The 22,903-nt window shown below is 60.8% G+C and carries 22 protein-coding genes; 7 read left to right on the plus strand and 15 right to left on the minus strand.

What is annotated here, in order from left to right:
• Positions 1-9 precede the first annotated feature (9 nt).
• On the plus strand, positions 10-1,533 hold the full coding sequence (gene lnt / locus ACA068_RS25750; RefSeq protein ID WP_497305695.1) for an apolipoprotein N-acyltransferase: 1,524 nt from the start codon (positions 10-12) through the stop codon (positions 1,531-1,533).
• A gap of 123 nt (positions 1,534-1,656) precedes the next feature.
• On the opposite strand, the gene ACA068_RS25755 is transcribed toward lnt, so the two are convergent.
• Positions 1,657-2,418 (minus strand): YdcF family protein, encoded by a 762-nt coding sequence (locus ACA068_RS25755; RefSeq protein ID WP_497305697.1) that lies wholly within the window; start codon positions 2,416-2,418, stop codon positions 1,657-1,659.
• A 104-nt stretch (positions 2,419-2,522) separates the two neighbouring features.
• Entirely contained in the window at positions 2,523-2,843 is a 321-nt protein-coding gene (locus tag ACA068_RS25760) for a hypothetical protein (protein WP_094470479.1), read from the minus strand.
• 279 nt (positions 2,844-3,122) lie between these two features.
• Between ACA068_RS25760 and leuS the strand changes: the two genes are divergently transcribed.
• The 5 genes from leuS (at position 3,123) to ACA068_RS25785 (ending at position 9,259) form a co-directional block, all read left to right on the plus strand.
• The gene (leuS, locus tag ACA068_RS25765) at positions 3,123-5,729 is read left to right on the plus strand and encodes a leucine--tRNA ligase (protein WP_497305699.1); all 2,607 of its coding nucleotides are present in this window, start codon (positions 3,123-3,125) and stop codon (positions 5,727-5,729) included.
• Between the two features lie 87 nt (positions 5,730-5,816).
• Positions 5,817-6,422 (plus strand): LPS-assembly lipoprotein LptE, encoded by a 606-nt coding sequence (locus tag ACA068_RS25770; RefSeq protein WP_497305700.1) that lies wholly within the window; start codon positions 5,817-5,819, stop codon positions 6,420-6,422.
• Positions 6,423-6,461: 39 nt separating this feature from the next.
• Positions 6,462-7,499, plus strand: coding sequence for a DNA polymerase III subunit delta (holA, locus tag ACA068_RS25775; RefSeq protein ID WP_497305702.1), 1,038 nt, complete (start codon positions 6,462-6,464; stop codon positions 7,497-7,499).
• A gap of 210 nt (positions 7,500-7,709) precedes the next feature.
• Entirely contained in the window at positions 7,710-7,874 is a 165-nt protein-coding gene (gene arfA / locus ACA068_RS25780) for an alternative ribosome rescue factor ArfA (protein WP_497305704.1), read from the plus strand.
• Between the two features lie 62 nt (positions 7,875-7,936).
• On the plus strand, positions 7,937-9,259 hold the full coding sequence (locus tag ACA068_RS25785; RefSeq protein ID WP_497305706.1) for a lytic murein transglycosylase: 1,323 nt from the start codon (positions 7,937-7,939) through the stop codon (positions 9,257-9,259).
• Between the two features lie 141 nt (positions 9,260-9,400).
• Here ACA068_RS25785 and ACA068_RS25790 read toward each other — a convergent pair whose 3' ends face one another.
• The 13 genes from ACA068_RS25790 to ACA068_RS25850 all read right to left on the minus strand — a co-directional run bounded on the left by ACA068_RS25790 (position 9,401) and on the right by ACA068_RS25850 (position 21,969).
• Positions 9,401-10,351, minus strand: coding sequence for a S66 peptidase family protein (locus tag ACA068_RS25790; RefSeq protein WP_497305708.1), 951 nt, complete (start codon positions 10,349-10,351; stop codon positions 9,401-9,403).
• A 163-nt stretch (positions 10,352-10,514) separates the two neighbouring features.
• A complete protein-coding gene (gene lipA / locus ACA068_RS25795; protein WP_131063091.1) occupies positions 10,515-11,540 on the minus strand; it encodes a lipoyl synthase in 1,026 nt (341 codons plus the stop codon).
• A gap of 1 nt (position 11,541) precedes the next feature.
• The gene (lipB, locus tag ACA068_RS25800; protein ID WP_497305710.1) at positions 11,542-12,189 is read right to left on the minus strand and encodes a lipoyl(octanoyl) transferase LipB; all 648 of its coding nucleotides are present in this window, start codon (positions 12,187-12,189) and stop codon (positions 11,542-11,544) included.
• A complete protein-coding gene (locus tag ACA068_RS25805) occupies positions 12,189-12,464 on the minus strand; it encodes a DUF493 domain-containing protein (protein ID WP_054052426.1) in 276 nt (91 codons plus the stop codon). Before ACA068_RS25805 ends, lipB begins: the two co-directional genes overlap by 1 nt.
• A gap of 80 nt (positions 12,465-12,544) precedes the next feature.
• Positions 12,545-13,702 (minus strand): D-alanyl-D-alanine carboxypeptidase family protein, encoded by a 1,158-nt coding sequence (locus tag ACA068_RS25810; RefSeq protein WP_497305712.1) that lies wholly within the window; start codon positions 13,700-13,702, stop codon positions 12,545-12,547.
• Between the two features lie 181 nt (positions 13,703-13,883).
• Positions 13,884-14,894 (minus strand): septal ring lytic transglycosylase RlpA family protein, encoded by a 1,011-nt coding sequence (locus ACA068_RS25815; protein ID WP_497305714.1) that lies wholly within the window; start codon positions 14,892-14,894, stop codon positions 13,884-13,886.
• A complete protein-coding gene (mltB, locus tag ACA068_RS25820) occupies positions 14,894-15,904 on the minus strand; it encodes a lytic murein transglycosylase B (RefSeq protein WP_497305716.1) in 1,011 nt (336 codons plus the stop codon). Before mltB ends, ACA068_RS25815 begins: the two co-directional genes overlap by 1 nt.
• A gap of 17 nt (positions 15,905-15,921) precedes the next feature.
• Positions 15,922-17,025 (minus strand): rod shape-determining protein RodA, encoded by a 1,104-nt coding sequence (gene rodA / locus ACA068_RS25825; protein WP_497310668.1) that lies wholly within the window; start codon positions 17,023-17,025, stop codon positions 15,922-15,924.
• Between the two features lie 31 nt (positions 17,026-17,056).
• Positions 17,057-18,952 (minus strand): penicillin-binding protein 2, encoded by a 1,896-nt coding sequence (gene mrdA, locus ACA068_RS25830; protein WP_497305718.1) that lies wholly within the window; start codon positions 18,950-18,952, stop codon positions 17,057-17,059.
• A gap of 10 nt (positions 18,953-18,962) precedes the next feature.
• Positions 18,963-19,430 carry a 23S rRNA (pseudouridine(1915)-N(3))-methyltransferase RlmH gene (rlmH, locus tag ACA068_RS25835; protein WP_007937439.1) on the minus strand — a complete coding sequence of 156 codons (468 nt, stop codon included), beginning with the start codon at positions 19,428-19,430 and terminating at the stop codon, positions 18,963-18,965.
• A gap of 9 nt (positions 19,431-19,439) precedes the next feature.
• Entirely contained in the window at positions 19,440-19,934 is a 495-nt protein-coding gene (rsfS, locus tag ACA068_RS25840) for a ribosome silencing factor (RefSeq protein ID WP_010467363.1), read from the minus strand.
• A 72-nt stretch (positions 19,935-20,006) separates the two neighbouring features.
• Complete coding sequence (nadD, locus tag ACA068_RS25845) at positions 20,007-20,729, minus strand: nicotinate-nucleotide adenylyltransferase (protein WP_497305720.1); 723 nt, start codon at positions 20,727-20,729, stop codon at positions 20,007-20,009.
• Positions 20,698-21,969: a glutamate-5-semialdehyde dehydrogenase gene (locus ACA068_RS25850; protein ID WP_497305722.1), complete on the minus strand. Its 1,272-nt coding sequence runs from the start codon at positions 21,967-21,969 to the stop codon at positions 20,698-20,700. Before ACA068_RS25850 ends, nadD begins: the two co-directional genes overlap by 32 nt.
• Positions 21,970-22,158: 189 nt before the next feature.
• On the opposite strand from ACA068_RS25850, the gene ACA068_RS25855 reads away from it, so the two are divergent.
• Positions 22,159-22,857, plus strand: a complete 699-nt coding sequence (locus ACA068_RS25855; RefSeq protein WP_497305724.1) for a DNA-3-methyladenine glycosylase — start codon at positions 22,159-22,161, stop codon at positions 22,855-22,857.
• Positions 22,858-22,903 lie beyond the last annotated feature (46 nt).

Here is a 22,903-nt window from a genome sequence, read left to right on the forward strand (position 1 = left end):
AGGATAGAAATGCGCTGGATAACCCGCCCCGGCTGGCCCGGTAACCTGCTGGCCGTGGCGGCCGGTGCACTCACCACCCTGGCCCTGGCGCCGTTCGATATCTGGCCGTTGGCGTTGCTGGCGGTCGGTTTCTTCTATGCCGGCTTGCGCGAACTGAGCCCCCGTCAGGCCCTGGGCCGTGGCTGGTGCTTCGGTTTCGGCCTGTTTGGCGCCGGTACCAGCTGGATCTATTACAGCATTCACCATTTCGGCGGCGCGTCGGTGCTGCTGGCCGGTTTCCTGATGCTGATCTTCACGGCCGCGATTGCCTGGTTCTTCGCCCTGCCCGCCTGGATCTGGGCGCGCTGGCTGCGTCGCAACGAAGCGCCGCTGGCGGATGCGTTGGCGTTTGCCGCGCTGTGGGTCGGCCAGGAAGCCTTTCGTGGCTGGTTTCTCACCGGTTTCCCGTGGCTCTACTCCGGTTACAGCCAGCTCGACGGCCCGCTGGCCGGGCTCGCGCCCGTCGGCGGAATGTGGCTGATTTCCTTCACCCTGGCCCTGACGGCGGCGCTGATTTACAACGCTTTGCGTCTGGTACACACCGGCCGTAAAGGCTTCATCGCTGCAGGCGCGTTGCTGCTGGTCGGCCCCTGGGTGGCCGGCATGGCGCTGAAGGAACACGCCTGGACCAGCCCGGCGGGCCCGGCGCTGAGCGTTGCCGCCCTTCAGGGCAATATCGAACAAAGCATGAAGTGGGACCCGGCGCAGCTCAACGCGCAGCTGGCGCTGTACCGCGACATGAGTTTCAGTTCGAAACGGGTCGACCTGCTGATCTGGCCGGAAACGGCCGTCCCGGTGTTGAGGGAGTCCGCCGAGGGCTACCTCAACATGATGGGGAATTTCGCCGCTGAGCGTAAATCTGCGCTGATAACCGGCGTACCGATCCGCCAGGAAGTTCGACACGAGAAGCGCTTCTTCAACGGCATCACCGTCCTCGGTGAAGGCGATGGCACTTATCTCAAGCAGAAGCTGGTGCCGTTTGGCGAATACGTTCCGTTGCAAGACGTCCTGCGCGGGCTGATCGCGTTTTTCGACCTACCGATGTCCGACTTTGCCCGTGGCCCGGCTGACCAGGCCATGCTGCAAGCCAAGGGCTATCAGATTGCGCCGTTCATCTGCTACGAAGTGGTCTACCCGGAATTCGCCGCCAGCCTGGCGGCCCGCAGTGATTTGCTGCTGACCATCAGCAACGACACCTGGTTCGGCACCTCCATCGGTCCGCTGCAACATTTGCAGATGGCACAGATGCGTGCGCTGGAGGCGGGTCGCTGGATGATCCGCGCCACCAACAACGGCGTGACCGGCCTGATCAACCCGTTCGGGCAGATCACGGCGCAGATCCCGCAGTTCGAACGCGGCATTCTGTACGGCGAAGTCGTGCCGATGCATAACCTGACGCCTTACCTGGAATGGCGTTCGTGGCCGCTGATCATCGTTTGTGTGTTGTTGTTTGGCTGGGCGCTGGTGGCGAGCCGGATGGCCAAAACGGTCTGAGACTGGCGTGCTTTTGTGGCGAGGGAGCTTGCTCCCGCTGGGTCGCGCAGCGCCCCCAAAATAGGACTGCTGCGCAGTCCAGCGGGAGCAAGCTCCCTCGCCACAGGTTTTCGCTCGACATAACTATCGGTAAAACAGCGAATACCCGATCTGCCCCACTGCCTCATTCAACAACTGCCCGCTCTGCCAGATCGACTTGAACTCCGGCATCCAGCCGCCCAGCGGCCGGGCATTGTCCACGCCTAAAAAACCCACCGGTGCCGGCACCACTTCAAATCCAGCCTGCTGAAAACTCCAGACCGATCGCGGCATGTGCCAGGCCTGAGTCACCACCACCACCCGTTTGATTCCCTGTGGCAGCAACACCTCGGCGCTGAACTGAGCGTTCTCCCACGTCGTGCGGCTGCGTCCTTCCTGCCAGCGCACGGTCACACCGAAATCATCGAGTAATGAATCCGCCATCAGCTTCGCTTCAGTGGGCGGTGTGCCGTAATGCAGGCCGCCGCTGGTGAGAATGGGCAACCCGGATGCCTTGGCCAGACGTGCCGCATACCGTTCGCGCTCCAGACCGATGCCCGTCGGCTGATCAGCCCCCCAGGCAATATCACCACGCTCACGCCCCGAACCCAACAGCACAATCGCATCCGCGCGCTGACCCAGGGTGGCCCATTCCTCGCGCGCCAGTGGCGGCTCACTTTCCAGGGCCTTGGCGCCCCACTGCACCACCACCGGCAAACTCATTAACAAGAAGCCGCCGAACCCCAAGGCAAAGCACACGCCTGCGAGCCGCGGCCTTGAGCGGCGCAACCACCACGCAAGCATCAACAGCAGCAAAAGAATGCCGGGCGGCAACAGAAGTTGTTTCACGAAATAACGAAAAGGCATCGAGCATCTCCATAAGATGCCCGAAGCCTAAGTGGGTTGACGCAATGCGACAACAAATGCGGAAGGCTATGCTTTAAAAAACCATGGGTCATGGCGTGCAGCCGTTACTTGAATTGCAGAGACCGGACCTTTTCCGTGCCCCTGCCAGGTGCCTTGTCCTTGAGCCAGATGATCTTGGCCGAACGTGGTGCGTCGAGTTGCTTCACTGCTGCGGACAAGCATCCGTGCGTCTCACGTTCACTGCGATCCAGATAGGCTTTGACCAGTGCAAACTCTGCGGGGCTCAACCCACGCAGTTCCAGCTCCAGGGGACGCTCATCGCGTAGCCGGTCAGCGGTTTTTGCAGCGTCCAGGGCCATCCCCAGACGATCGATCAGTCTTTCGTACAGCTGCGGTTTCGTGACTTTTTGCTGTGACTCAACCATCCCTCACCTCATTGAAGATAAGACTCGCTCCCCATTTAGAGCTTAGCTTCCATGAACAAACCGGCTGGATGCCGCGACCAACGGCCCTCGCGGCGGTTTTCGCAAGACGCGCGGCAGTAATCAGGGTTTCCCTCGGTAGAGTGCGGTCATGTATGCTACGGCGCTTCCTGTAACTCCACTTCCAGCTCGTTCGGGCACCGAAACGCCGATTTGGCGTCGTCATCGCCCAACGTTGCATTGAAGAGGATTAGGCCACCCCTATTCAGTTCAAAAGTAGCCATGCACGAACAATATCAGCCCCGTGAAATCGAAGCCGCCGCCCAGTCGTTCTGGGACGAGCAAAAGTCCTTTGAAGTCAGTGAACAGCCAGGCAAGGAGACGTTCTACTGCCTGTCGATGTTCCCTTACCCCAGCGGCAAGCTACACATGGGGCACGTGCGCAACTACACCATCGGCGACGTGATCTCCCGCTACCAGCGCATGCAAGGCAAGAACGTCTTGCAACCCATGGGTTGGGACGCCTTCGGTATGCCGGCGGAAAACGCCGCGATGAAGAACGACGTAGCGCCCGCCAAGTGGACCTACGAAAACATCGCCTACATGAAAAACCAGCTGCGCAGCCTGGGCCTGGCGGTGGACTGGTCCCGCGAGGTGACCACCTGCAAGCCCGATTACTACCGCTGGGAACAATGGCTGTTCACTCGCCTGTTCGAAAAAGGCGTGATCTACAAGAAAAGCGGCACCGTGAACTGGGACCCGGTCGACCAGACCGTCCTGGCCAACGAACAAGTGATCGACGGTCGCGGCTGGCGTTCCGGCGCGCTGATCGAGAAGCGCGAAATCCCGATGTACTACTTCAAGATCACCGCCTACGCGGATGAGCTGCTGGAGAGCCTCGACGAACTGACTGGCTGGCCTGAACAGGTCAAGACCATGCAGCGCAACTGGATCGGCAAATCCCGCGGCATGGAAGTGCAGTTCCCCTACAACGTCGATTCCATCGGCGAAGCCGGCGCGCTGAAAGTCTTCACGACTCGTCCGGACACCTTGATGGGTGCCACCTACGTTGCCGTGGCCGCCGAACACCCGTTGGCGACCCTGGCTGCACAGAACAACCCTGAGCTGCAGGCGTTCATCGCCGAATGCAAGGGCGGCAGCGTTGCCGAAGCCGACGTCGCCACCCAAGAGAAAAAAGGTCTGCCGACCTCGCTGTTCGTCGAGCACCCGCTGACCGGTGAGAAACTCCCCGTATGGGTCGCCAACTACGTGCTGATGCATTACGGCGATGGCGCGGTGATGGCTGTACCGGCTCACGACGAACGTGATTTCGAGTTCGCCACCAAGTACGACCTGCCGATCAAGTCCGTGGTGCACACCAGCTCCGGTGATACAAACCCGGCTCCGTGGCAGGACGCTTACGGCGAGCACGGCACGCTGATCAACTCCGGCGAGTTCGATGGTCTGGACTTCGCAGGCGCGTTCGACGCCATTGAAGTTGCGCTGATCAAGAAAAACCTCGGCGCCTCACGCACCCAGTTCCGCCTGCGCGACTGGGGCATTAGCCGTCAGCGCTACTGGGGCTGCCCGATCCCGATCATTCACTGCAACACCTGCGGTGATGTGCCGGTCCCGGAAGACCAATTGCCTGTGGTACTGCCGGAAGATGTCGTGCCGGACGGCGCGGGTTCGCCTTTGGCGCGCATGCCTGAGTTCTACGAGTGCGCTTGCCCGAAATGCGGCGCACCGGCCAAGCGTGAAACCGACACCATGGACACCTTCGTCGAGTCCTCGTGGTACTACGCCCGATACGCCTCGCCGCACTATGAAGGCGGTCTGGTGGAAAAATCGGCAGCCGACCACTGGCTGCCGGTTGATCAATACATCGGCGGTATCGAACACGCGATTCTTCACCTGCTCTACGCGCGCTTCTTCCACAAGCTGATGCGTGACGAAGGCTTGGTGAGCTCCAACGAACCGTTCAAGAACCTGCTGACCCAGGGCATGGTGATCGCCGAGACTTACTATCGTCGTGAAGCCAACGGTGCTTACACCTGGTTCAACCCGGCTGACGTCGAACTCGAACGCGACAGCAAGGCCAAAGTCATCAGCGCCAAGCTGATCGCAGACGGCCTGCCAGTGGAAATCGGCGGCACCGAGAAGATGGCCAAGTCGAAAAACAACGGCGTCGACCCACAGTCAATGATCGACCAGTTCGGCGCAGACACCTGCCGCCTGTTCATGATGTTCGCCTCGCCACCTGACATGAGCGCGGAATGGTCTGACTCGGGTGTGGAAGGTTCGCACCGCTTCCTCAAGCGCGTCTGGCGTCTGGCTCAAGCCCACGTCATTCAGGGTCTGCCGGGCAAACTGGACGTCGCCAGCCTGAACGACGAGCAGAAAGCCATTCGCCGTTCGATCCACCTGGCCATCAAGCAGGCCAGCCACGACGTCGGCCAGAACCACAAATTCAACACCGCCATCGCCCAGGTGATGACGCTGATGAATGTGCTGGAAAAAGCCGCGCAAGTCACCGAACAGGATCGCGCACTGGTTCACGACGGTCTGGAAGCCGTGACCTTGCTGCTGGCTCCGATCACCCCGCACATCAGCCACGAGCTATGGCATCAACTGGGTCACGCTGACCCTGTGATCGACGCCGGCTGGCCGGTGGTGGACGAAACCGCGCTGGTGCAGGACAGCCTGACGCTGGTTATCCAGGTCAACGGCAAGCTGCGCGGCCAGATCGAAATGCCAGCCACCGCGACTCGCGAAGAAGTCGAAGCGGCAGCCCGGGTCAACGAGAACGTGCTGCGCTTCGTCGACGGCCTGACTATTCGTAAAGTGATCGTAGTGCCCGGGAAACTGGTCAATATCGTCGCCAGCTAATTGGATCAGGCGCCAGGTGAGCCTGGCGCCGAGTAAAACCTTTCGGGCCGCACGGTCGGCCCACATGGTTTCAAGGGGAGCAACAAGATGATCAAACGCAATTTGCTGGTGATGGGCCTCGCGGTCCTGTTGAGCGCCTGCGGTTTCCAACTGCGCGGCACCGGCACCAATGAAATGGCGATCAGGGAGCTCGATCTGAGCGCCCGCAACGCCTACGGCGAAACCGTGACGCAACTGCGTCAGGTACTGGAAAGCAGCGGCGTCAAGGTTTACACCGGAGCGCCGTACAAACTGGTGCTGACCGATGAGCAGGAAAGTCAGCGCATCCTCAGCTACGCCGGTGCCGGCCGTACTGGCGAATATCAGGTGAGCACCGTGCTGAGCTATGACATCCGGGGTGCGCAAGGCCTGCCGCTGCTGAGCGACAAGCTCGAAGTGCAGAAGATCTTTCTCCACGACGGCAACAACCTGGTGGGTTCCGACCAGGAAGCGAATACCGCCCGCACAGAAACCCGTCGCGAGTTGGTTCAACGCATGATGCTGCGCCTGTCACAGCTCTCGCCGACTCAGTTGGACCAGCTGCAGCAGACCGCCGACGCCAAGGCGAAAGCCGAAGCCCAGGCATTGGAAGCGGCGCAGAAAGCTGAAGCGGAAACCCCGCGTCAGTCGCCCATCGAAATCCCGCAGCAATAAGACTGACGGGGCGCACAGGCGCCCCGTTCGCCCTCTCTTATGAAACTCGCCCCCGCCCAACTCGCCAAACACCTGCAAGGTGCCCTCGCGCCGGTCTACATCATCAGCGGCGATGACCCGTTGCTGTGTCAGGAGGCCGCCGACGCCATTCGGGCCGCCGCTCGCCAACAGGGTTTCGACGAACGCCAGGTCTTTGCCGCCGACGCCAGTTTCGACTGGGGAACGTTGCTGCAAGCCGGCGCGAGCATGTCGCTGTTCGCCGAAAAGCGCCTGCTGGAACTGCGTCTGCCGTCCGGCAAACCCGGCGACAAAGGTGCCGCCGCATTCATCGAGTACTGCTCGCGCCCGGCGGAAGATACGGTTCTGCTGATCAGCCTGCCCAAGCTGGATGGCAGTGCGCAGAAGACCAAGTGGGGCAAGGCGCTGATCGAAGGTCAGCAGACGCAGTTCGTGCAGATCTGGCCGGTAGATGCCAACCAGTTGCCGAGCTGGATTCGTCAACGGCTATCCCAGGCAGGGCTTTCCGCCAGCCAGGACGCCGTGGAACTGATTGCCGCGCGGGTCGAGGGCAACCTGCTGGCCGCCGCCCAGGAAATCGAAAAACTCAAGCTGATGGCCGAAGGTGGCCAGATCACCGTTGAAACCGTGCAAGCGGCGGTGGCCGACAGTGCGCGCTTCGATGTGTTTGGCCTGACCGACGCGATTCTCAACGGCGAAGCCGCCCATGCCCTGCGCATCCTCGAAGGGCTGCGCGGTGAAGGCGTCGAACCTCCCGTGATTCTCTGGGCGCTGGCCCGGGAGCTGCGTCTGCTGGCCAACCTTTCGCTGCAATACAGCCAGGGTGTGCCACTGGACAAAGCCTTCAGCCAGGCCCGACCGCCGGTCTGGGACAAGCGCAAACCGCTGATGAGCAAGGCCCTGCAACGCTACCCGGCGCAACGCTGGGCGCAGTTGTTGCTGGAAGCGCAGCGCATTGATGCACAGATCAAGGGCCAGGCGGCGGGTTCGCCGTGGATGAGTTTGAGTCGGTTGTCGTTGTTGATGGCGGGCCAGAGATTGTCGCTACCCGCGGAGTAAGGTTTTCGACTGCATAACGGCCATTCGCGGGCAAGCCCCGCTCCTACAGACCTCAGTCGACCCACAATTATGTGTGCGACCCCAACCCGTAGGAGCGAGGCTTGCCCGCGAAGGCGTCCGAAAGGTCCTACACAATGTGGGGACTAGACAGCCCCCCAACTTCGGCAGATTATTTCCCCCGCAAAACCCACTCAATCGAGAGATCCGATCATGAGCCAAAAGCCATCTAAAAATGGCCCCAACAAGGCCAAATCCATCATCGCCCAGCCATTGTTCCGCAGCCGTCAGGAACGAGCCGGCAAGGGCAAAGGCAGCTACCGCCGCGAAGCCTTCCAGCCTAATAGTTGGGAGGCTTCTTACTTTCTGGCGGCCTGAAAGGCAAGCGCCCGCTCAACATGTTAAGGTCTGCACCTGATTCGTACTCCCTGGACCTGTGCATGCCCCTTTGTCTTTCCCGTCGTTGGCCACTGCGCCAACTGATCGCTGCCTCCAGCCTCATTTTGCTAGTCGCCTGCGCGGAAAAACCGACCGCCGCCGACGCCCAGCCGCTTCAGACCCTCCCCATCGCGACAGCCCCTGCGGTCATTCCGCCCGTGGTGCCAACCGGCGAAAACCTCGACATCCAGCCCACCCAGACCTTCGCCGAATGGCAGGCGGGTTTCCGCAAAGACGCGCTGGCCGCTGGCATCCGCGCTGATCTGTTCGACCGCGCCTTCGCCAATGTCAGCCTCGACACCAGCGTGATCCGCGCCGATCGCAGCCAACCCGAATTCTCCCGCCCGGTGTGGGAATACCTCGATGGTGCCCTGTCGCCGCTACGGGTACGCAAAGGTCAGGCGCTGGTCAGCCAATACGCCGACATCCTGCAAAGCATCGAGCAGCGCTACGGCGTTGATCGCCAGGCCTTGGTGTCGGTGTGGGGCATGGAGAGTAACTTCGGTCAGTTCCAGGGCAACAAGTCAGTGATCAACTCCCTGGCGACCCTGGCCTATGAAGGCCGGCGTCCGGGCTTTGCTCATGCGCAACTGATCGCCGCCTTGCAAATCCTGCAACAAGGCGATATCGAGCCTGAGAAAATGCTCGGCTCCTGGGCGGGCGCCATGGGCCAGACCCAGTTCATCCCGACCACCTACAACACCCACGCCGTGGATTTCGACGGTGACGGCCGCCGCGACATCTGGGGTAGCCCGGCCGATGCGTTGGCCTCGACGGCGCACTACCTGCAAAGCTCCGGCTGGCAGAGAGGCCAGCCATGGGGTTTTGAAGTGCAGTTGCCGGGGAGCTTCAATTACGTTCTGGCCGACGGCACGATTCGCAAGAGCGTCGCCGAATGGCAACAGTTGGGTGTCTCGCTGCCCAATGGCGCCCAGGCTCCGGCGGGCTCCGAACACCTGTCCGCCGCCCTGCTGCTGCCGGCCGGTTATCGTGGCCCGGCGTTCCTGGTGCTCGACAACTTCCGCGCAATCCTCAAGTACAACAACTCGTCGTCTTATGCATTGGCGGTGAGCCTGTTGTCCGAGCGCTTCAATGGCGGCGGCCTGATCAATGGCACCTGGCCAAAAGATGACTTGCCGTTGAGCCGCACCGAGCGGATTGAACTGCAAAGCCTGCTGAGTGCGCAGAATTACGATGCGGGCACTGCTGACGGCATCATCGGCGCGAACACTCGCAAGGCGATCCGCAGTGCACAGCAGTCGTTTGGCTGGCCGGCGGACGGGTATCCGACGCACAAGCTGCTCGAAGGCCTGCGTAACCGATAGTTAGCCGTATGGCGACTGCCGCCATCGCGAGCAGGCTCGCTCCCACATTTGACCGTATTTACATGAAAGAACTCGGTCACCTGGGAGCGAGCCGGCTCCGGGCGGCGTTCCGACGAAGACTGACTATCAGGCGCTATCGAACTACCGCTTGACCACCACATCCTGCTCCAACACCAATTCCTTCTTCCCCGCATCCAGCCTGACCAACGCCCCCATCGGCAACGTCAGGTTCGGATCACAATGCCCGCTGCGCCACCCGGCCAGCACCGGTATCCGCAACGGCTCGAACGTCTGTTTGAGCAATCGTTCCAGCGCAACCGTATCTACCCCCGCCACATCCCCCACCAGAACCCCGCGCAACTTGCCCAGCGTGCCGGCCAGGCGCAGATGAGTCAGCAAGCGGTCGATGCGATACAGCGGCTCGTTGATGTCCTCAATGAAAAGAATGACGCCTTCAGCCGCCATCTCAAATGGCGTGCCCATGGTCGCGGCAATCATCGACAGATTGCCTCCCAGCAAACGCCCGTGAGCGATGCCTGGTTCGATCGTGGTCAGCGGCCAGGCCACCGGGTGCGAAAGCACACTGCCCGCCTTCACCTGCCCTCTGAGCATGTTGAAAAACGAAGACTCCGTCGGCTTCTGCTTCTCGCCCAACAAATCGGCATTGAGCAGCGGACCATGGAAGGTCACAAAACCGGCGTAACGGCTGATCGCCACGTGCAGCGCAGTGATGTCGCTGTAGCCGATGAACGGCTTGGCGTTGTTTTGCAGCAACTCGAAATCGATGCGATCGAGCAGACGCGGCGTACCGTAACCGCCGCGCAGGCAAATGATCGCATCGACTTCCGTGTCGGCGAACGCCGCGTGCAAATCATTGAGCCGCACATCGTCGCTACCGGCCAGGTAGCCATCCTGTTCGTACACCCCGGGAAATATCCGCAGCGCATAACCGCGAGCGCGCATCCAGGCAACGGCTTTATCGGTGTCCAGCCTGGCGGGACCGGCGGGCGCGATCACACCGATCAGCCCTTCCGAGGGCAAGGCCGGAACGGCTGAGTGAGGAAACAGCGTGTGGGTCGGTCGAACGGTCATCCATGAATCTCCCTGCGCGAAAAAGCTTCAGCACACAGTAGTCAGGAACGGGGACAAACAGAAGAGGATCAGGCGCCCCGCAGGTTGCAGGAAAAGACGGTAGCGGCCGTAGGCACGGCCAACAAAAACGCCCGCAAGGCTGAAAAGCCTTACGGGCGCTTTATTACAGAGACGACATCAATTCAGCTTTAACCAGCTTCGCCTGCTCGTCGGCGTGATACGAGGAACGTACCAGCGGGCCGGAAGCGACGTTCTTGAAGCCCATCTTGTAACCTTCCTCGGCGAACCAGGCGAAAACGTCCGGGTGCACGAAGCGCTGGACCGGCAAGTGGCTGCGGGACGGTTGCAGGTATTGGCCCAGGGTCAGCATGTCGATATCGTGTTCGCGCATGCGCTTCATGACTTCGATGACTTCTTCGTCGGTTTCGCCCAGACCCAGCATCAGGCCGGACTTGGTCGGAATGTGCGGCATCATCTGCTTGAAGCGTTGCAGCAGGGTCAGCGACCACTGGTAATCCGAACCCGGACGCGCAGCCTTGTACAGGCGCGGCACGGTTTCCAGGTTGTGGTTAAACACATCCGGTGGCTCGGCGGCGGTGATTTCCAGCGCCACGTCCATGCGGCCACGGTAGTCCGGGACCAGGGTTTCGAGCTGCACGTTCGGCGACAGCTTGCGGATCTCGCGGATGCAGTCGGCAAAGTGCTGGGCACCGCCGTCACGCAGGTCGTCGCGGTCGACCGAGGTGATCACCACGTACTTGAGTTTCAGGTCGGCGATGGCGATGGCCAGGCTTTCCGGCTCGTTGACGTCCAGTGGTTTCGGACGACCGTGGCCCACGTCGCAGAACGGGCAGCGACGGGTGCAGATGTCGCCCATGATCATGAACGTGGCGGTGCCGCCGGAGAAGCACTCGCCGAGGTTCGGGCAGGACGCTTCTTCGCACACGCTGTGCAGCTTGTGTTTGCGCAGCAGCGCCTTGATGCGGTCGACTTCCGGCGAAACCGGGATGCGCACGCGGATCCAGTCAGGTTTCTTCGGCAGTTCGGTGGTCGGAATGATCTTTACCGGGATACGTGCAACCTTCTCGGCGCCGCGCAGCTTGACGCCGGCTTCAACCTTGGCACGCGGGGCCGGACGCTCGGTGACATCCAGCGTCGGGATCATGGTTTGCACTGCATCAGTAGTCATATCAGTCGATTCCGCCCGTTAGGGTCGTCTGCTCAGCATAGTCGAGGTGTTTGACGAGCTGCGCGCGCAGCCGGGCACTTACCTCGGCAAATTCAATCGATCCTGCGTGATCGCTCAGCTGGGTCATCGCCAGCCCGGCGTAACCGCAGGGATTAATCCGTCGAAACGGTTCCAGGTTCATGTCCACGTTCAGGGCCAGGCCATGAAAGGAGCAACCGTGGCGGATCCGCAGACCCAGGGACGCGATTTTCGCCCCGTTGACGTAGACACCCGGAGCATCCGGCTTGGCCACGGCAGTCACGCCGTAGCTGGCCAGCAACTCGATCAGGCAGTGTTCCATGCGGCTGACCAGGTCACGCACACCGAAACCCAGCTTGCGCACATCGAGCAGCAGGTAGGCCACCAATTGGCCGGGGCCGTGATAAGTCACCTGACCACCGCGATCAACCTTTACTACCGGAATATCTCCCGGGAGCAACACGTGCTCAGCCTTGCCGGCCTGGCCCTGTGTAAACACCGGCGGGTGTTCGACCAGCCAGATCTCGTCCGCGGCATTGCTGCCGCGTTCGTTGGTGAAGCGTTGCATGGCATGCCAGACCGGCTCGTAAGCCATCTGGCCGAGCTCGCGAAAGCCCAGCGTGCCAGACATCACAGCACCATGTGCACGAAACCGGTAGCCCGCAGTTCGCTGTTGATGTCGTACAGCTGGTCTTGACCGGTGGCGATGATGTGCAACTGGATGGTGGTGTACTTGCCGTTGCTGCTCTGGCGTTCGTCCACCTTTTCATCGTTGATCGTTGCGTGTTTCTTAACGATATCGATGATCTTTTGCTTGATATCCACAATGGTGTCGCCGATCACTTTGATCGGGTAATCATTGGCAGGGAATTCGATCTTTGGCGCCTTTACTTCGGTATCTGTCATGGCGTAACGGCCTCGTAAGCCGTGGCAACGGACATGGCCCCGCTCCGGATTGGAACGGGGTCATGCAAGTCCACACTAATTCAGTTGAACAAGCCGTAGAAGAATAGACGGATGCTATCCCACATGCGGCGGAAGATACCACCCTCCTCGACAGCGTCCAGGGCGATCAGGTCGGCGCTGTGCACCACTTTATCGTCCAGTTTCACTTCGACTTTACCGATTACGTCGCCCTTGGCGATTGGCGCAACCAGTTGCGGGTTCATGGTCATGCTGGCGGCGAGCTTTTTCAGCTGGCCTTTTGGCAGGGTCATGGTCAGGTCTTGAGCCAGGCCGGCCTTGACTTGATTGGTGCTGCCTTTCCAGACAGGTGCCTGAGCCAGCTCGGCGCCTTTCTGATAGAAGGTCTGGGTTTCGAAGAAGCGGAAACCGTAGGTCAGCAGCTTCTGGGTTTCGGAGGCACGGGCCACTTCGCTGTTGGTGCCGAACACCACGGCGATCAGACGCATGCCATCACGGACGGCCGAAGACACCATGCAGTAGCCGGCTTCGTCGGTGTGACCGGTTTTCAGACCGTCGACGGTCTTGTCCCGCCACAGCAGCAGGTTGCGGTTAGGTTGCTTGATGCCGTTCCAGAAGAACTCTTTCTGCGAGTAGATCGCATAGTGAGCCGGGTCTTCATGGATGATCGCGCGAGCCAGCACGGCCATGTCGTGAGCCGACGAGTAGTGCTCAGGGTTCGGCAGACCGGTCGGGTTCATGAAGTGGCTGTTGGTCATGCCCAGGTCGGCCACGGTTTTGTTCATCATGTCGGCGAACGCGTCTTCGCTGCCGGCGATGTGCTCGGAGAGCGCAACACTGGCGTCGTTGCCCGACTGAATGATGATGCCGTGCAGCAGGTCGCTGACGGTGACTTGCGAGCCGACCTTGATGAACATCCGCGAACCGCCGGTACGCCAGGCGTTTTCGCTGACGGTCACCGGATCGTTTTCACCGATCTGGCCACGACGGATTTCCAGGGTCGCGATGTACGCGGTCATCAGCTTGGTCAGACTGGCCGGCGGCAGACGCTGGTCACCATTGTTCTCGACCAGCACGTTGCCGCTGCTGGCGTCCATGAGCACGTAGGATTTAGCGGCCAGTTGTGGTGGCGACGGCATCATCTCGACCGCGAAAGCGGCAGGCGAGAGGAGCAGCGGGACTAGCAGACACAGGCGTTTGGCAAAGGTGGTGATGTTCATCCGTCTCTCGAAATCGCTAATGGAAACTGCCCGAAGGCAAAACTAATCAGATGGCCTTCTAACGGGCCATCGCGTGTTCAGTTGCTCACTCAGAACCCTTGCCGGGCTTTTGTTCTTCAACGAGCCAACAACCAGGTTCACCCCCCAAACCGCAAGCGAACCCTCAATCAGGTACTACGTATTATTCGGCGGTGACCACGCTCGGCGAACCGAGATTGGCCAGGCGCACGCTGTTCTGCACTTGCTGGATTTCACCCTGCGAACCGATCGGCCCCAGGCGCACCCGATGCAGCGTCTGTTGATTGCGCACGATCGAGCTGATGAACACCGGAGCGCTCACCATCCCGCTGAGCTTCGATCTCAGGAGTTCTGCAGCGTCCGGGTTGGCGAACGCGCCCACCTGCAGATACTGGCCAGAGGCTGGTACAGAAGCGTTTTTTTTTGCATCAATCTGCACGGGCACCACGGCGGCCGCGTGTTGCTGCGGCGGTGGCGTCCATTGCTCGACGGTGCCGGCCGAAGCGGTAATCGTCGGCGCGGCATTTTGCGCTACTTGCGGCTCGTTGAGCATCAAAGGCGCCGGACGGCCCTTTTGTGCCCACCACTGTTGCGGATCGATGCCTTCGACCTTGACCCGCGCGGTGCCGGTTTCGGCGTAACCGAGTTTTTTCGCGGCGGCGTAGGACAAGTCGATGATGCGGTCCGAGTAGAACGGCCCGCGATCGTTGACCCGCAGGATTACGCTTTTGTTGTTGTCCAGGTTGGTCACCCGAACGTAACTTGGCAGTGGCAATGTCTTGTGAGCGGCACTCATGCCGTACAGGTCATACACCTCGCCATTGGCAGTGTTCTGACCGTGGAATTTGGTGCCGTACCAGGACGCTGTGCCCGAGGCAACGTAGGTCTTGGATTCTTGCAGCGGGAAGTAAGTCTTGCCCAGCACGGTGTACGGGTTGGCTTTATAAGGACCGGAGTGCAGGGTCGGCGTGGCATCCGGGATGCGCGATACGTCGACGTCCCACCATGGCGCGCCGTCTTTGTGGGCACGGTTGATGTCCAGGCCAGGCGTTGCGCGCACGGCCGTTGAAGACTTTTGCGTCGGCGCGCGGCTGGTCGAACAACTGGCGACCAGCACCGCCAACGCGGCGAATGCCATCAGCTTCAGGGGTTTATTCATAGGCAATGCCCGCATTACTTGACGCCCCGTGCTTGGACCAGCTGTTCAGACAGTTGATGTACGGCCATGGCGTACATCACGCTGCGGTTATAACGCGTGATTGCGTAAAAATTCTTCAGGCCCATCCAGTATTCGGGGCCATTGTCACCTTCCAGGCGGAAAGCCGTGACCGGCATATCATCGCGCAGCGCATCATGACTCGACCAGCCCAAGGCTCGCAACTCCCCGACCGTTTTAGTCGGCTCGATGCCCGTCGTCAAACCTTCATCCACTTGTTCGCCACGCACATCAGCGCGGCTGACCACCGGTTCGCCGGCGACCCAGCCGTGACGCTTGAAATAACTGGCGACGCTGCCAATGGCATCGACCGGATTGGTCCAGATATTAATGTGGCCGTCACCGTCGAAGTCCACCGCGTAGGCTCGAAAACTGCTCGGCATGAACTGCGGCAAACCCATGGCGCCGGCGTAGGAGCCTTTGAGGGTCAGCGGATCGACCTGCTCTTCCCGGGCCAGCAACAGGAATTCACGCAATTCCTTGCGGAAGAATTCGGCACGAGGGGGATAGTCGAAACCGAGGGTCGACAAAGCGTCGATCACCCGGAAATTTCCGGTATTGCGGCCGAAAAAGGTCTCAACGCCGATGATCGAGACAATGACTTGAGCCGGCACGCCGTATTCCTGCTCGGCACGGGCCAGTACCGCCTCGTGCTGACGCCAGAAATCCACACCACGGGCGATGCGCGCGTCGGTGATGAACATCGGGCGATATTCGTGCCACTGCTTGACTCGTTCGGCGGGTTTCGAGATCGCGTCCAGAATCGACTGCTTACGCTCGGCTTCGCGGAACACGCCCATCAGCTGTTCACCGGCAAAACCGTAGTCGCGGGTCATTTCACCGACGAATTCGGCCACCTGGGGTGAGCCTTCGTAGTCGCCGGCCAACGCGTCCTGCGCTGTGCCAAGGATGCTTACCAGGCCGACCCACGGCGCGTATCGAGTCGCCCAGCCACGCATTACTTGCATTGACATCTTCACCTTATTCAAACCTGTGCGATCCACTTACGATGGGTATGGATCGACATCAAAACCCCAAACGCTGACAGCAGCGTCACCAGCGAAGTTCCTCCGTAGCTAATAAACGGCAACGGCACCCCCACGACTGGCAACAGGCCACTGACCATACCGATGTTGACGAAAACGTAAACAAAAAACGTCATGGTCAGGCTGCCCGCGAGCAATTTTCCGAACAATGTCTGGGCCTGGGCGGTAATCACCAGCCCACGACCGATCAACAATAGGTAAATCAGCAGCAGTGCGCAGATACCCACCAGGCCGAATTCCTCGCCCATGACCGCAATAATGAAGTCGGTGTGGCTTTCCGGCAGGAAGTCCAGGTGCGACTGAGTGCCGAGCAGCCAGCCTTTGCCGAACACGCCGCCGGAACCGATGGCGGCTTTTGACTGAATGATGTTCCAGCCCGTGCCGAGCGGATCGCTCTCCGGATCAAGGAACGTCAGGATTCGCTGCTTCTGGTAGTCGTGCATGATGAAATACCACATCGCCACGGCCACCGGTACGGCCGCCGCCAGCACACTCATGATCCAGCGCCAGCGCAACCCGCCCATGAACAAGACGAAAGCGCCACCGGCGAGAATCAGCAACGAGGTGCCGAGGTCCGGCTGCCGCACGATCAGGATGAAGGGCAAGCCGATCAGGAACAGACTGACACCCACATGCTTGAGCTGAGGCGGCAAGGTGCGCTTGGACAAGTACCAGGCGATAGTCGCAGGCATCAGGATCTTCATGAACTCCGAAGGCTGGAAGCGGATCACACCCGGAATGTTGATCCAGCGCGTAGCGCCCATGGCGTTGTGGCCCATGACGTCCACCACCACCAGCAACAGCACGCCGATCACATAACCGACCGGCACCCAGCGGGCCATGAAACGCGGCTCGAACTGGGCGATGACGATCATCGACACCAGGCCGATGCCGAACGAAGTGGCTTGCTTGGCCAGCAGGTCCCAGCTCTTGCCACTGGCCGAATACAGCACGAACAGGCTGCCGGCAGCGAGGGTCAGCAGCAGGATCAGCAACGGGCCGTCGATGTGCATGCGTTGCAACAGCGTCGCACGGCGACGCATCACATCCTCACTGGAGAGGATGCGATCGAAATTACTCTTCACGGGCCGTAGCCTCCGCACTGATAGGGCTGGCGTATTCGGCCTTCAACCGACCGTCCTGATCCAGAAGCCAGGCGTCCATGACTTGACGCACTACGGGCGCGGCGACGCCAGAACCGGACTCGCCGTTCTCGACCATCACCGACACCACGATTTGCGGATTGTCGGCCGGCGCGAAGCCGACGAACAAGGCGTGGTCGCGGTGGCGCTCCTGAACCTTGGAGCGGTCGTACTTCTCGCCCTGCTTGATCGCGACCACCTGGGCCGTACCACTTTTCCCGGCGATGCGGTATTGCGAACCGATCGCCGCTTTGCGTGCCGTACCCCGGGCACCGTGCATCACCTGCTGCATGCCGTGGTTGACCCTGGTCCAGTCGGACGGGTCACGCAGGATGATGTCCGGCATCGGGTTTTCATCCTTCGGCCGCTCGCCTTCGACGGTCTTGGCCAGGTGCGGGCGGTTCCAGATGCCTTTGTTGGCCACCAGCGCGGTGGCCTGGGCCAGTTGCAGCGGCGTCGACTGCATGTAGCCCTGACCGATTCCCAGAATCAGTGTTTCGCCCGGATACCAGGCCTGACGCCGGGTTGCACGCTTCCACTCACGTGTAGGCATCAGCCCCGGCGACTCTTCGAACATGTCCAACGAAACCTTCTGACCGATTCCGAACTTGCTCATGTACGCCGACAAGCGATCGATTCCCAGCTTGTGGGCCAGGTCGTAGAAGTAGGTGTCGTTGGACCGCATGATCGCCGTGTCCAGATCGACGTAGCCGTCACCGGTACGGTTCCAGTTACGGTATTTGTGATCGTAGTTGGGCAACTGGTAATAGCCGGGGTCATACACTCGACTCGACGCAGTGACGACGCCGGCATCCAGACCGGCAATCGCTACCGCCGGCTTGATGGTCGAACCCGGTGGGTACAAACCGCGCAGCACGCGGTTGAACAGCGGCCGGTCGATGGAATCGCGCAACTCGGAATAGGCCTTGAAGCTGATGCCGGTGACGAACAGGTTAGGGTCGAAACTCGGCGCACTGACCATCGCCAGGACTTCGCCGGTTTTCGGGTCCAGCGCCACCACCGCGCCACGACGACCGCCAAGTGCCGCTTCGGCCGCCTCCTGCAATTTGATGTCCAGGCTCAGGACGATGTCCTTGCCGGGAATCGGATCTGTACGCTTGAGCACGCGCAGTACGCGGCCGCGAGCGTTGGTTTCGACTTCTTCGTAACCCACCTGACCGTGCAGCTCCGGCTCGTAGAAACGCTCGATGCCGGTTTTGCCGATGTGATGGGTGCCGCTGTAGTTGACCGGATCGAGGGATTTCAGCTCTTTCTCGTTGATCCGCCCCATGTAGCCCACCGAGTGCGCGAAATGCGCGCCCTGCGGGTAGTGACGCACCAACTGCGCGACCACTTCCACGCCCGGCAGACGGAACTGGTTCACTGCGATGCGGGCGATCTGCTCTTCAGTCAGCTCGAACAGGATCGGCACCGGCTCGAACGGCCGACGCCCCTGACGCATGCGCTTCTCGAAGATCACCCGGTCCTCGGGCGTCAGCTCAAGCACTTCGACGATCACATCGAGCACTTGCTGCCAGTCGCCGGACCGTTCGCGGGTCATGCTCAGGCTGAAGCTGGGCCGGTTATCGGCCACCACCACGCCATTGCGGTCGAAGATCAGCCCGCGTGTCGGCGGAATCGGCTGCACATGGACGCGGTTGTTTTCCGACAAGGTCGAGTGGTATTCGTACTGAATCACCTGGAGGAAATACAGCCGCGCGATCAGCACACAGATCAGCAACACCACCGCAATAGCCCCGAACACGACGCGGCCACGCACCAGACGGGCGTCTTTTTCGTGGTCCTTGATGCGGATCGGCTGAGGCATGAGGGCAGAACTACTTGTGGTAAGGATGGCCGGACAGGACTGTCCAGGCACGGTACAGCTGTTCGCCGATCAGAATCCGCACCAGCGGGTGCGGCAACGTCAACGGCGACAACGACCAGCGCTGATCGGCCCGCGCACAGACTTCCGGCGCCAGCCCTTCGGGGCCGCCAACCATGAAATTCACCGTGCGCGAGTCCAGACGCCAGCGATCGAGCTCGACCGCCAACTGCTCGGTGCTCCAGGGCTTGCCATGGACTTCGAGGGTCACAACACGCTCATTTGGCCCGACCTTGGCCAGCATGGCTTCGCCTTCCTGACGGATGAAGCGCGCCACGTCGGCGTTCTTGCCACGGGTATTGAGCGGTATTTCCACCAGTTCCAGCGCCAGCTCGGACGGAAGACGCTTGGCATATTCATGCCAGCCTTCTTCCACCCACTTGGGCATGCGGGAGCCGACGGCGATCAGTCGCAGTCGCACAGCGGTCCCTTATTGCTGGTCTTTGTTGAGCTTGACGAAATGCTCATGGGTGTTTTCCGGGCTGTGGTGAGCCGCGTTCAGAGCACGGCTCTGCTCTGCACCGGACCACAGACGCTCGAGGTCGTAAAACTGACGAGCCGATGCGGTCATCATGTGAACGATGACGTCATCCATATCCAGCAGCACCCAGTCGCTGTCGCCCTTGCCTTCTTCACCCAACGGCTTGACGCCCAGGGCTTTGACGGCTTCGCGGACTTTATCCAGCATGGCGCCGATCTGGCGGTTGGAGGTACCGGTCGCGATGATCATGTAGTCCGTGATGCTCTGCTTTTCACGAACGTCGATGACCTGAATGTCCTGGCCTTTCACGTCTTCCAGGGCGGCTACGGCCACCTTGACCAGCTCATCACCCTTCAGTGGCTCGGTGGTGAGAACCGGCTCAGGCAGCGGGGCGCTTTTGAACGTGCCTTTGCGCTTTACTTTAGTTACGTCTTTGTTCGTCATATAAAACTCGTTTTGCTCGTATGTTCGGGCGCTTCGGTACACGCGTTCACGTGTTTTGAAGCGCTCCCTTTTTCAGTTCGACGCACGGTAGAGACCGTGCGCATCGATGTAGGCCAGGACCGCGTCGGGCACCAGGAAACGTACCGACTTACCGCTGGCCAGCAGTTGACGGATCTGGGTGGCGGATACCGCGAGCGGCGTCTGCCAGACGAATGCAATCTGTCCGCTCGGCCCTTTGAGGGCCAGCGGGTCGCTCACCGAGCGAGCCGCCAACAGATTGCGCAAGGCATCCGGCGGTTCGCTGTCGGCATCCGGGCGTTGCAGCACCAGGATGTGGCAATGCTGGAGCAACTCTTCCCAGCGGTGCCAAGTGGGCAGGCCGCAAAATGCGTCCCAGCCCAAAAGTAGAAAAACCTGGTCAGAGGCGGCCAGTTCGGCGCGCATCAGTTCCAGGGTGTCGATGGTGTAGGACGGTTTGTCCCGCTGCAATTCGCGGGCGTCCACCACCAACGGCGCCACACCGGCCACCGCGCACTCGACCATCGCCAGACGGTCCTTTGCCGACACCTGCGGCGTACCGCGATGCGGCGGCCTGGCACTGGGTGTCAGGCGTAACTCATCGAGCGCCAGCGACTCGGCGACCTCCAGCGCACCGCGCAAATGGCCGATGTGCACCGGGTCGAACGTCCCGCCCAGCACGCCGATGCGTCGAGGCGCAGGCTCGCTGGCGGTTTGCGGGGCTGCCTGTTTGAGGTCGCCCAAGTCAGACTGACGCCTGGCCGCGCAACTGGCCATCACCGACCACGATGTACTTCTCGCAGGTCAGACCTTCGAGGCCCACCGGGCCGCGGGCGTGCAGCTTATCAGTAGAAATGCCAATCTCGGCACCCAATCCGTATTCGAAGCCATCGGCGAAGCAGGTCGGTGTGTTGATCATCACCGACGATGAATCGACTTCCGCCACAAAACGCCGGGTATCGGCGAGGTTTTCGCTGACGATCGAGTCGGTGTGATGCGAGCCGTACTGATTGATGTGTTCGATCGCCTGGTCCAGCCCGTCAACGACGCGGATCGAAAGAATCGGCGCCAGGTATTCGGTGTTCCAGTCTTCTTCGCTGGCCGCCACCGCATCGATGATCGCCCGGGTGCGTTCGCAACCGCGCAGTTCGACGCCTTTTTCGCGGAACTGTGCAGCCATCGACGGCAGGAAATCCTTGGCAACGGCTTGATCCACCAACAGCGTTTCCATCGCGCCGCAGATGCCGTAGCGGTAAGTCTTCGCGTTGAACGCGATGCGCTGGGCTTTCGGCAGATCGGCGTGGGCGCTGACGTAGACGTGGCAGATACCGTCCAGATGTTTGATGACTGGCACGCGGGCATCGCGGCTGACGCGTTCGATCAGGCCACGGCCACCACGGGGCACAATGACGTCGACGTATTCCGGCATGGTGATCAACGCGCCAACGGCCGCACGATCGGTGGTTTCGACCACTTGCACTACGGCAGCCGGCAGATCGGCTTCGGCCAGGCCGCGCTGGATGCAGGCGGCAATGGCACGATTGGAATTGATTGCCTCGGAGCCGCCACGCAGGATGGTCGCGTTGCCGGACTTCAGGCACAGGCTCGCGGCGTCGATGGTCACGTTCGGCCGGGATTCGTAGATGATCCCGATCACGCCCAACGGCACGCGCATCTTGCCGACCTGAATACCCGATGGCCGATAGCTCATGTCGCGAATCGCGCCGACCGGGTCCGGCAGTGCCGCCACCTGACGCAAACCGACGATCATGCCGTCGATGCGCTCCGGGGTCAGCGCCAGACGCTCAAGCAATGCCGGCTCAAGACCATTGGCGCGGCCCGCGGCCAAATCCAGCTCATTGGCCGCCGTCAGCTCGACGCGTGCAGCGTCCAGCGCATTGGCAGCCGCCTGCAACGCGCGGTTTTTCTGCGCAGTGCTGGCACGGCCAATGACGCGAGAAGCTTCACGGGCAGCGCGACCCAAGCGGGTCATGTAGTCAAGAACGGACTCAGTCATTGTCTGTGGGGGTCTTTGCTAAGGTCTTGGTAAAGAGTAAAGCGGCAGATTATAGCTGTCGCGTCCCGGGACTAACAGCGGTGACGGGCGGATGGTCGAAATGGAGGGCAATTTGCCGACGTTCAGCCGGGATTAAGCTGCAAATTGTTATCATCACGACTCAATCAGCCTTGATAAACACCGTTCATCATGTCCAACCTGACTGTTCGAGCGTCCGCTGCACGCCTGCCCACGGGGCTCCCGGACGCATTTTTCGACCGCGACGCGCAAACCCTGGCCCGGGATTTACTCGGGAAGGTCATCCGTCATCGGGTCGGCGACCTGTGGCTGAGCGCTCGGATTATCGAAACCGAGGCCTATTACTGCGAAGAAAAAGACAGCCACGCGTCCCTCGGCTACACAGAAAAACGTAAGGCTTTGTTTCTGGATGGCGGGCACATCTATATGTATTACGCCCGCGGCGGCGACTCCCTCAACTTCAGCGCCCAAGGGCCGGGCAACGCGGTGCTGATCAAATCCGCCTATCCATGGGTCGATGAGTTGAGCGGGCCGGCGAGCTTGGCGCAGATGCTGTTGAACAATCCCGACGCCCAAGGTCGCCCTCGCCCCTCGCAAAAGCTCTGCGCCGGGCAGACATTGTTGTGCAAGTCGCTGGGGTTGAAGGTGCCCATCTGGGATGCCAAGCGTTTTGACCATGAAGTGTTGCTGGTCGAAGACATCGGCCCAGCGCCTGCCCAGATTATCCAGACCACGCGCCTGGGCATTCCCCACGGACGCGATGAGCATTTGATGTATCGCTTCGTCGATGCGGCTTACGCGCCGTATTGCACGCGGAACCCGCTGCGACGGGGGCAGGTCGAAGGTCGCGACTATTTTTTGCTGTCCTGAACAATGAATATCCCCCTTGTGGGAGCTTGTAGTGTTTTGAAGATTG

It is taken from the genome of Pseudomonas sp. LBUM1660 (assembly GCF_059695935.1).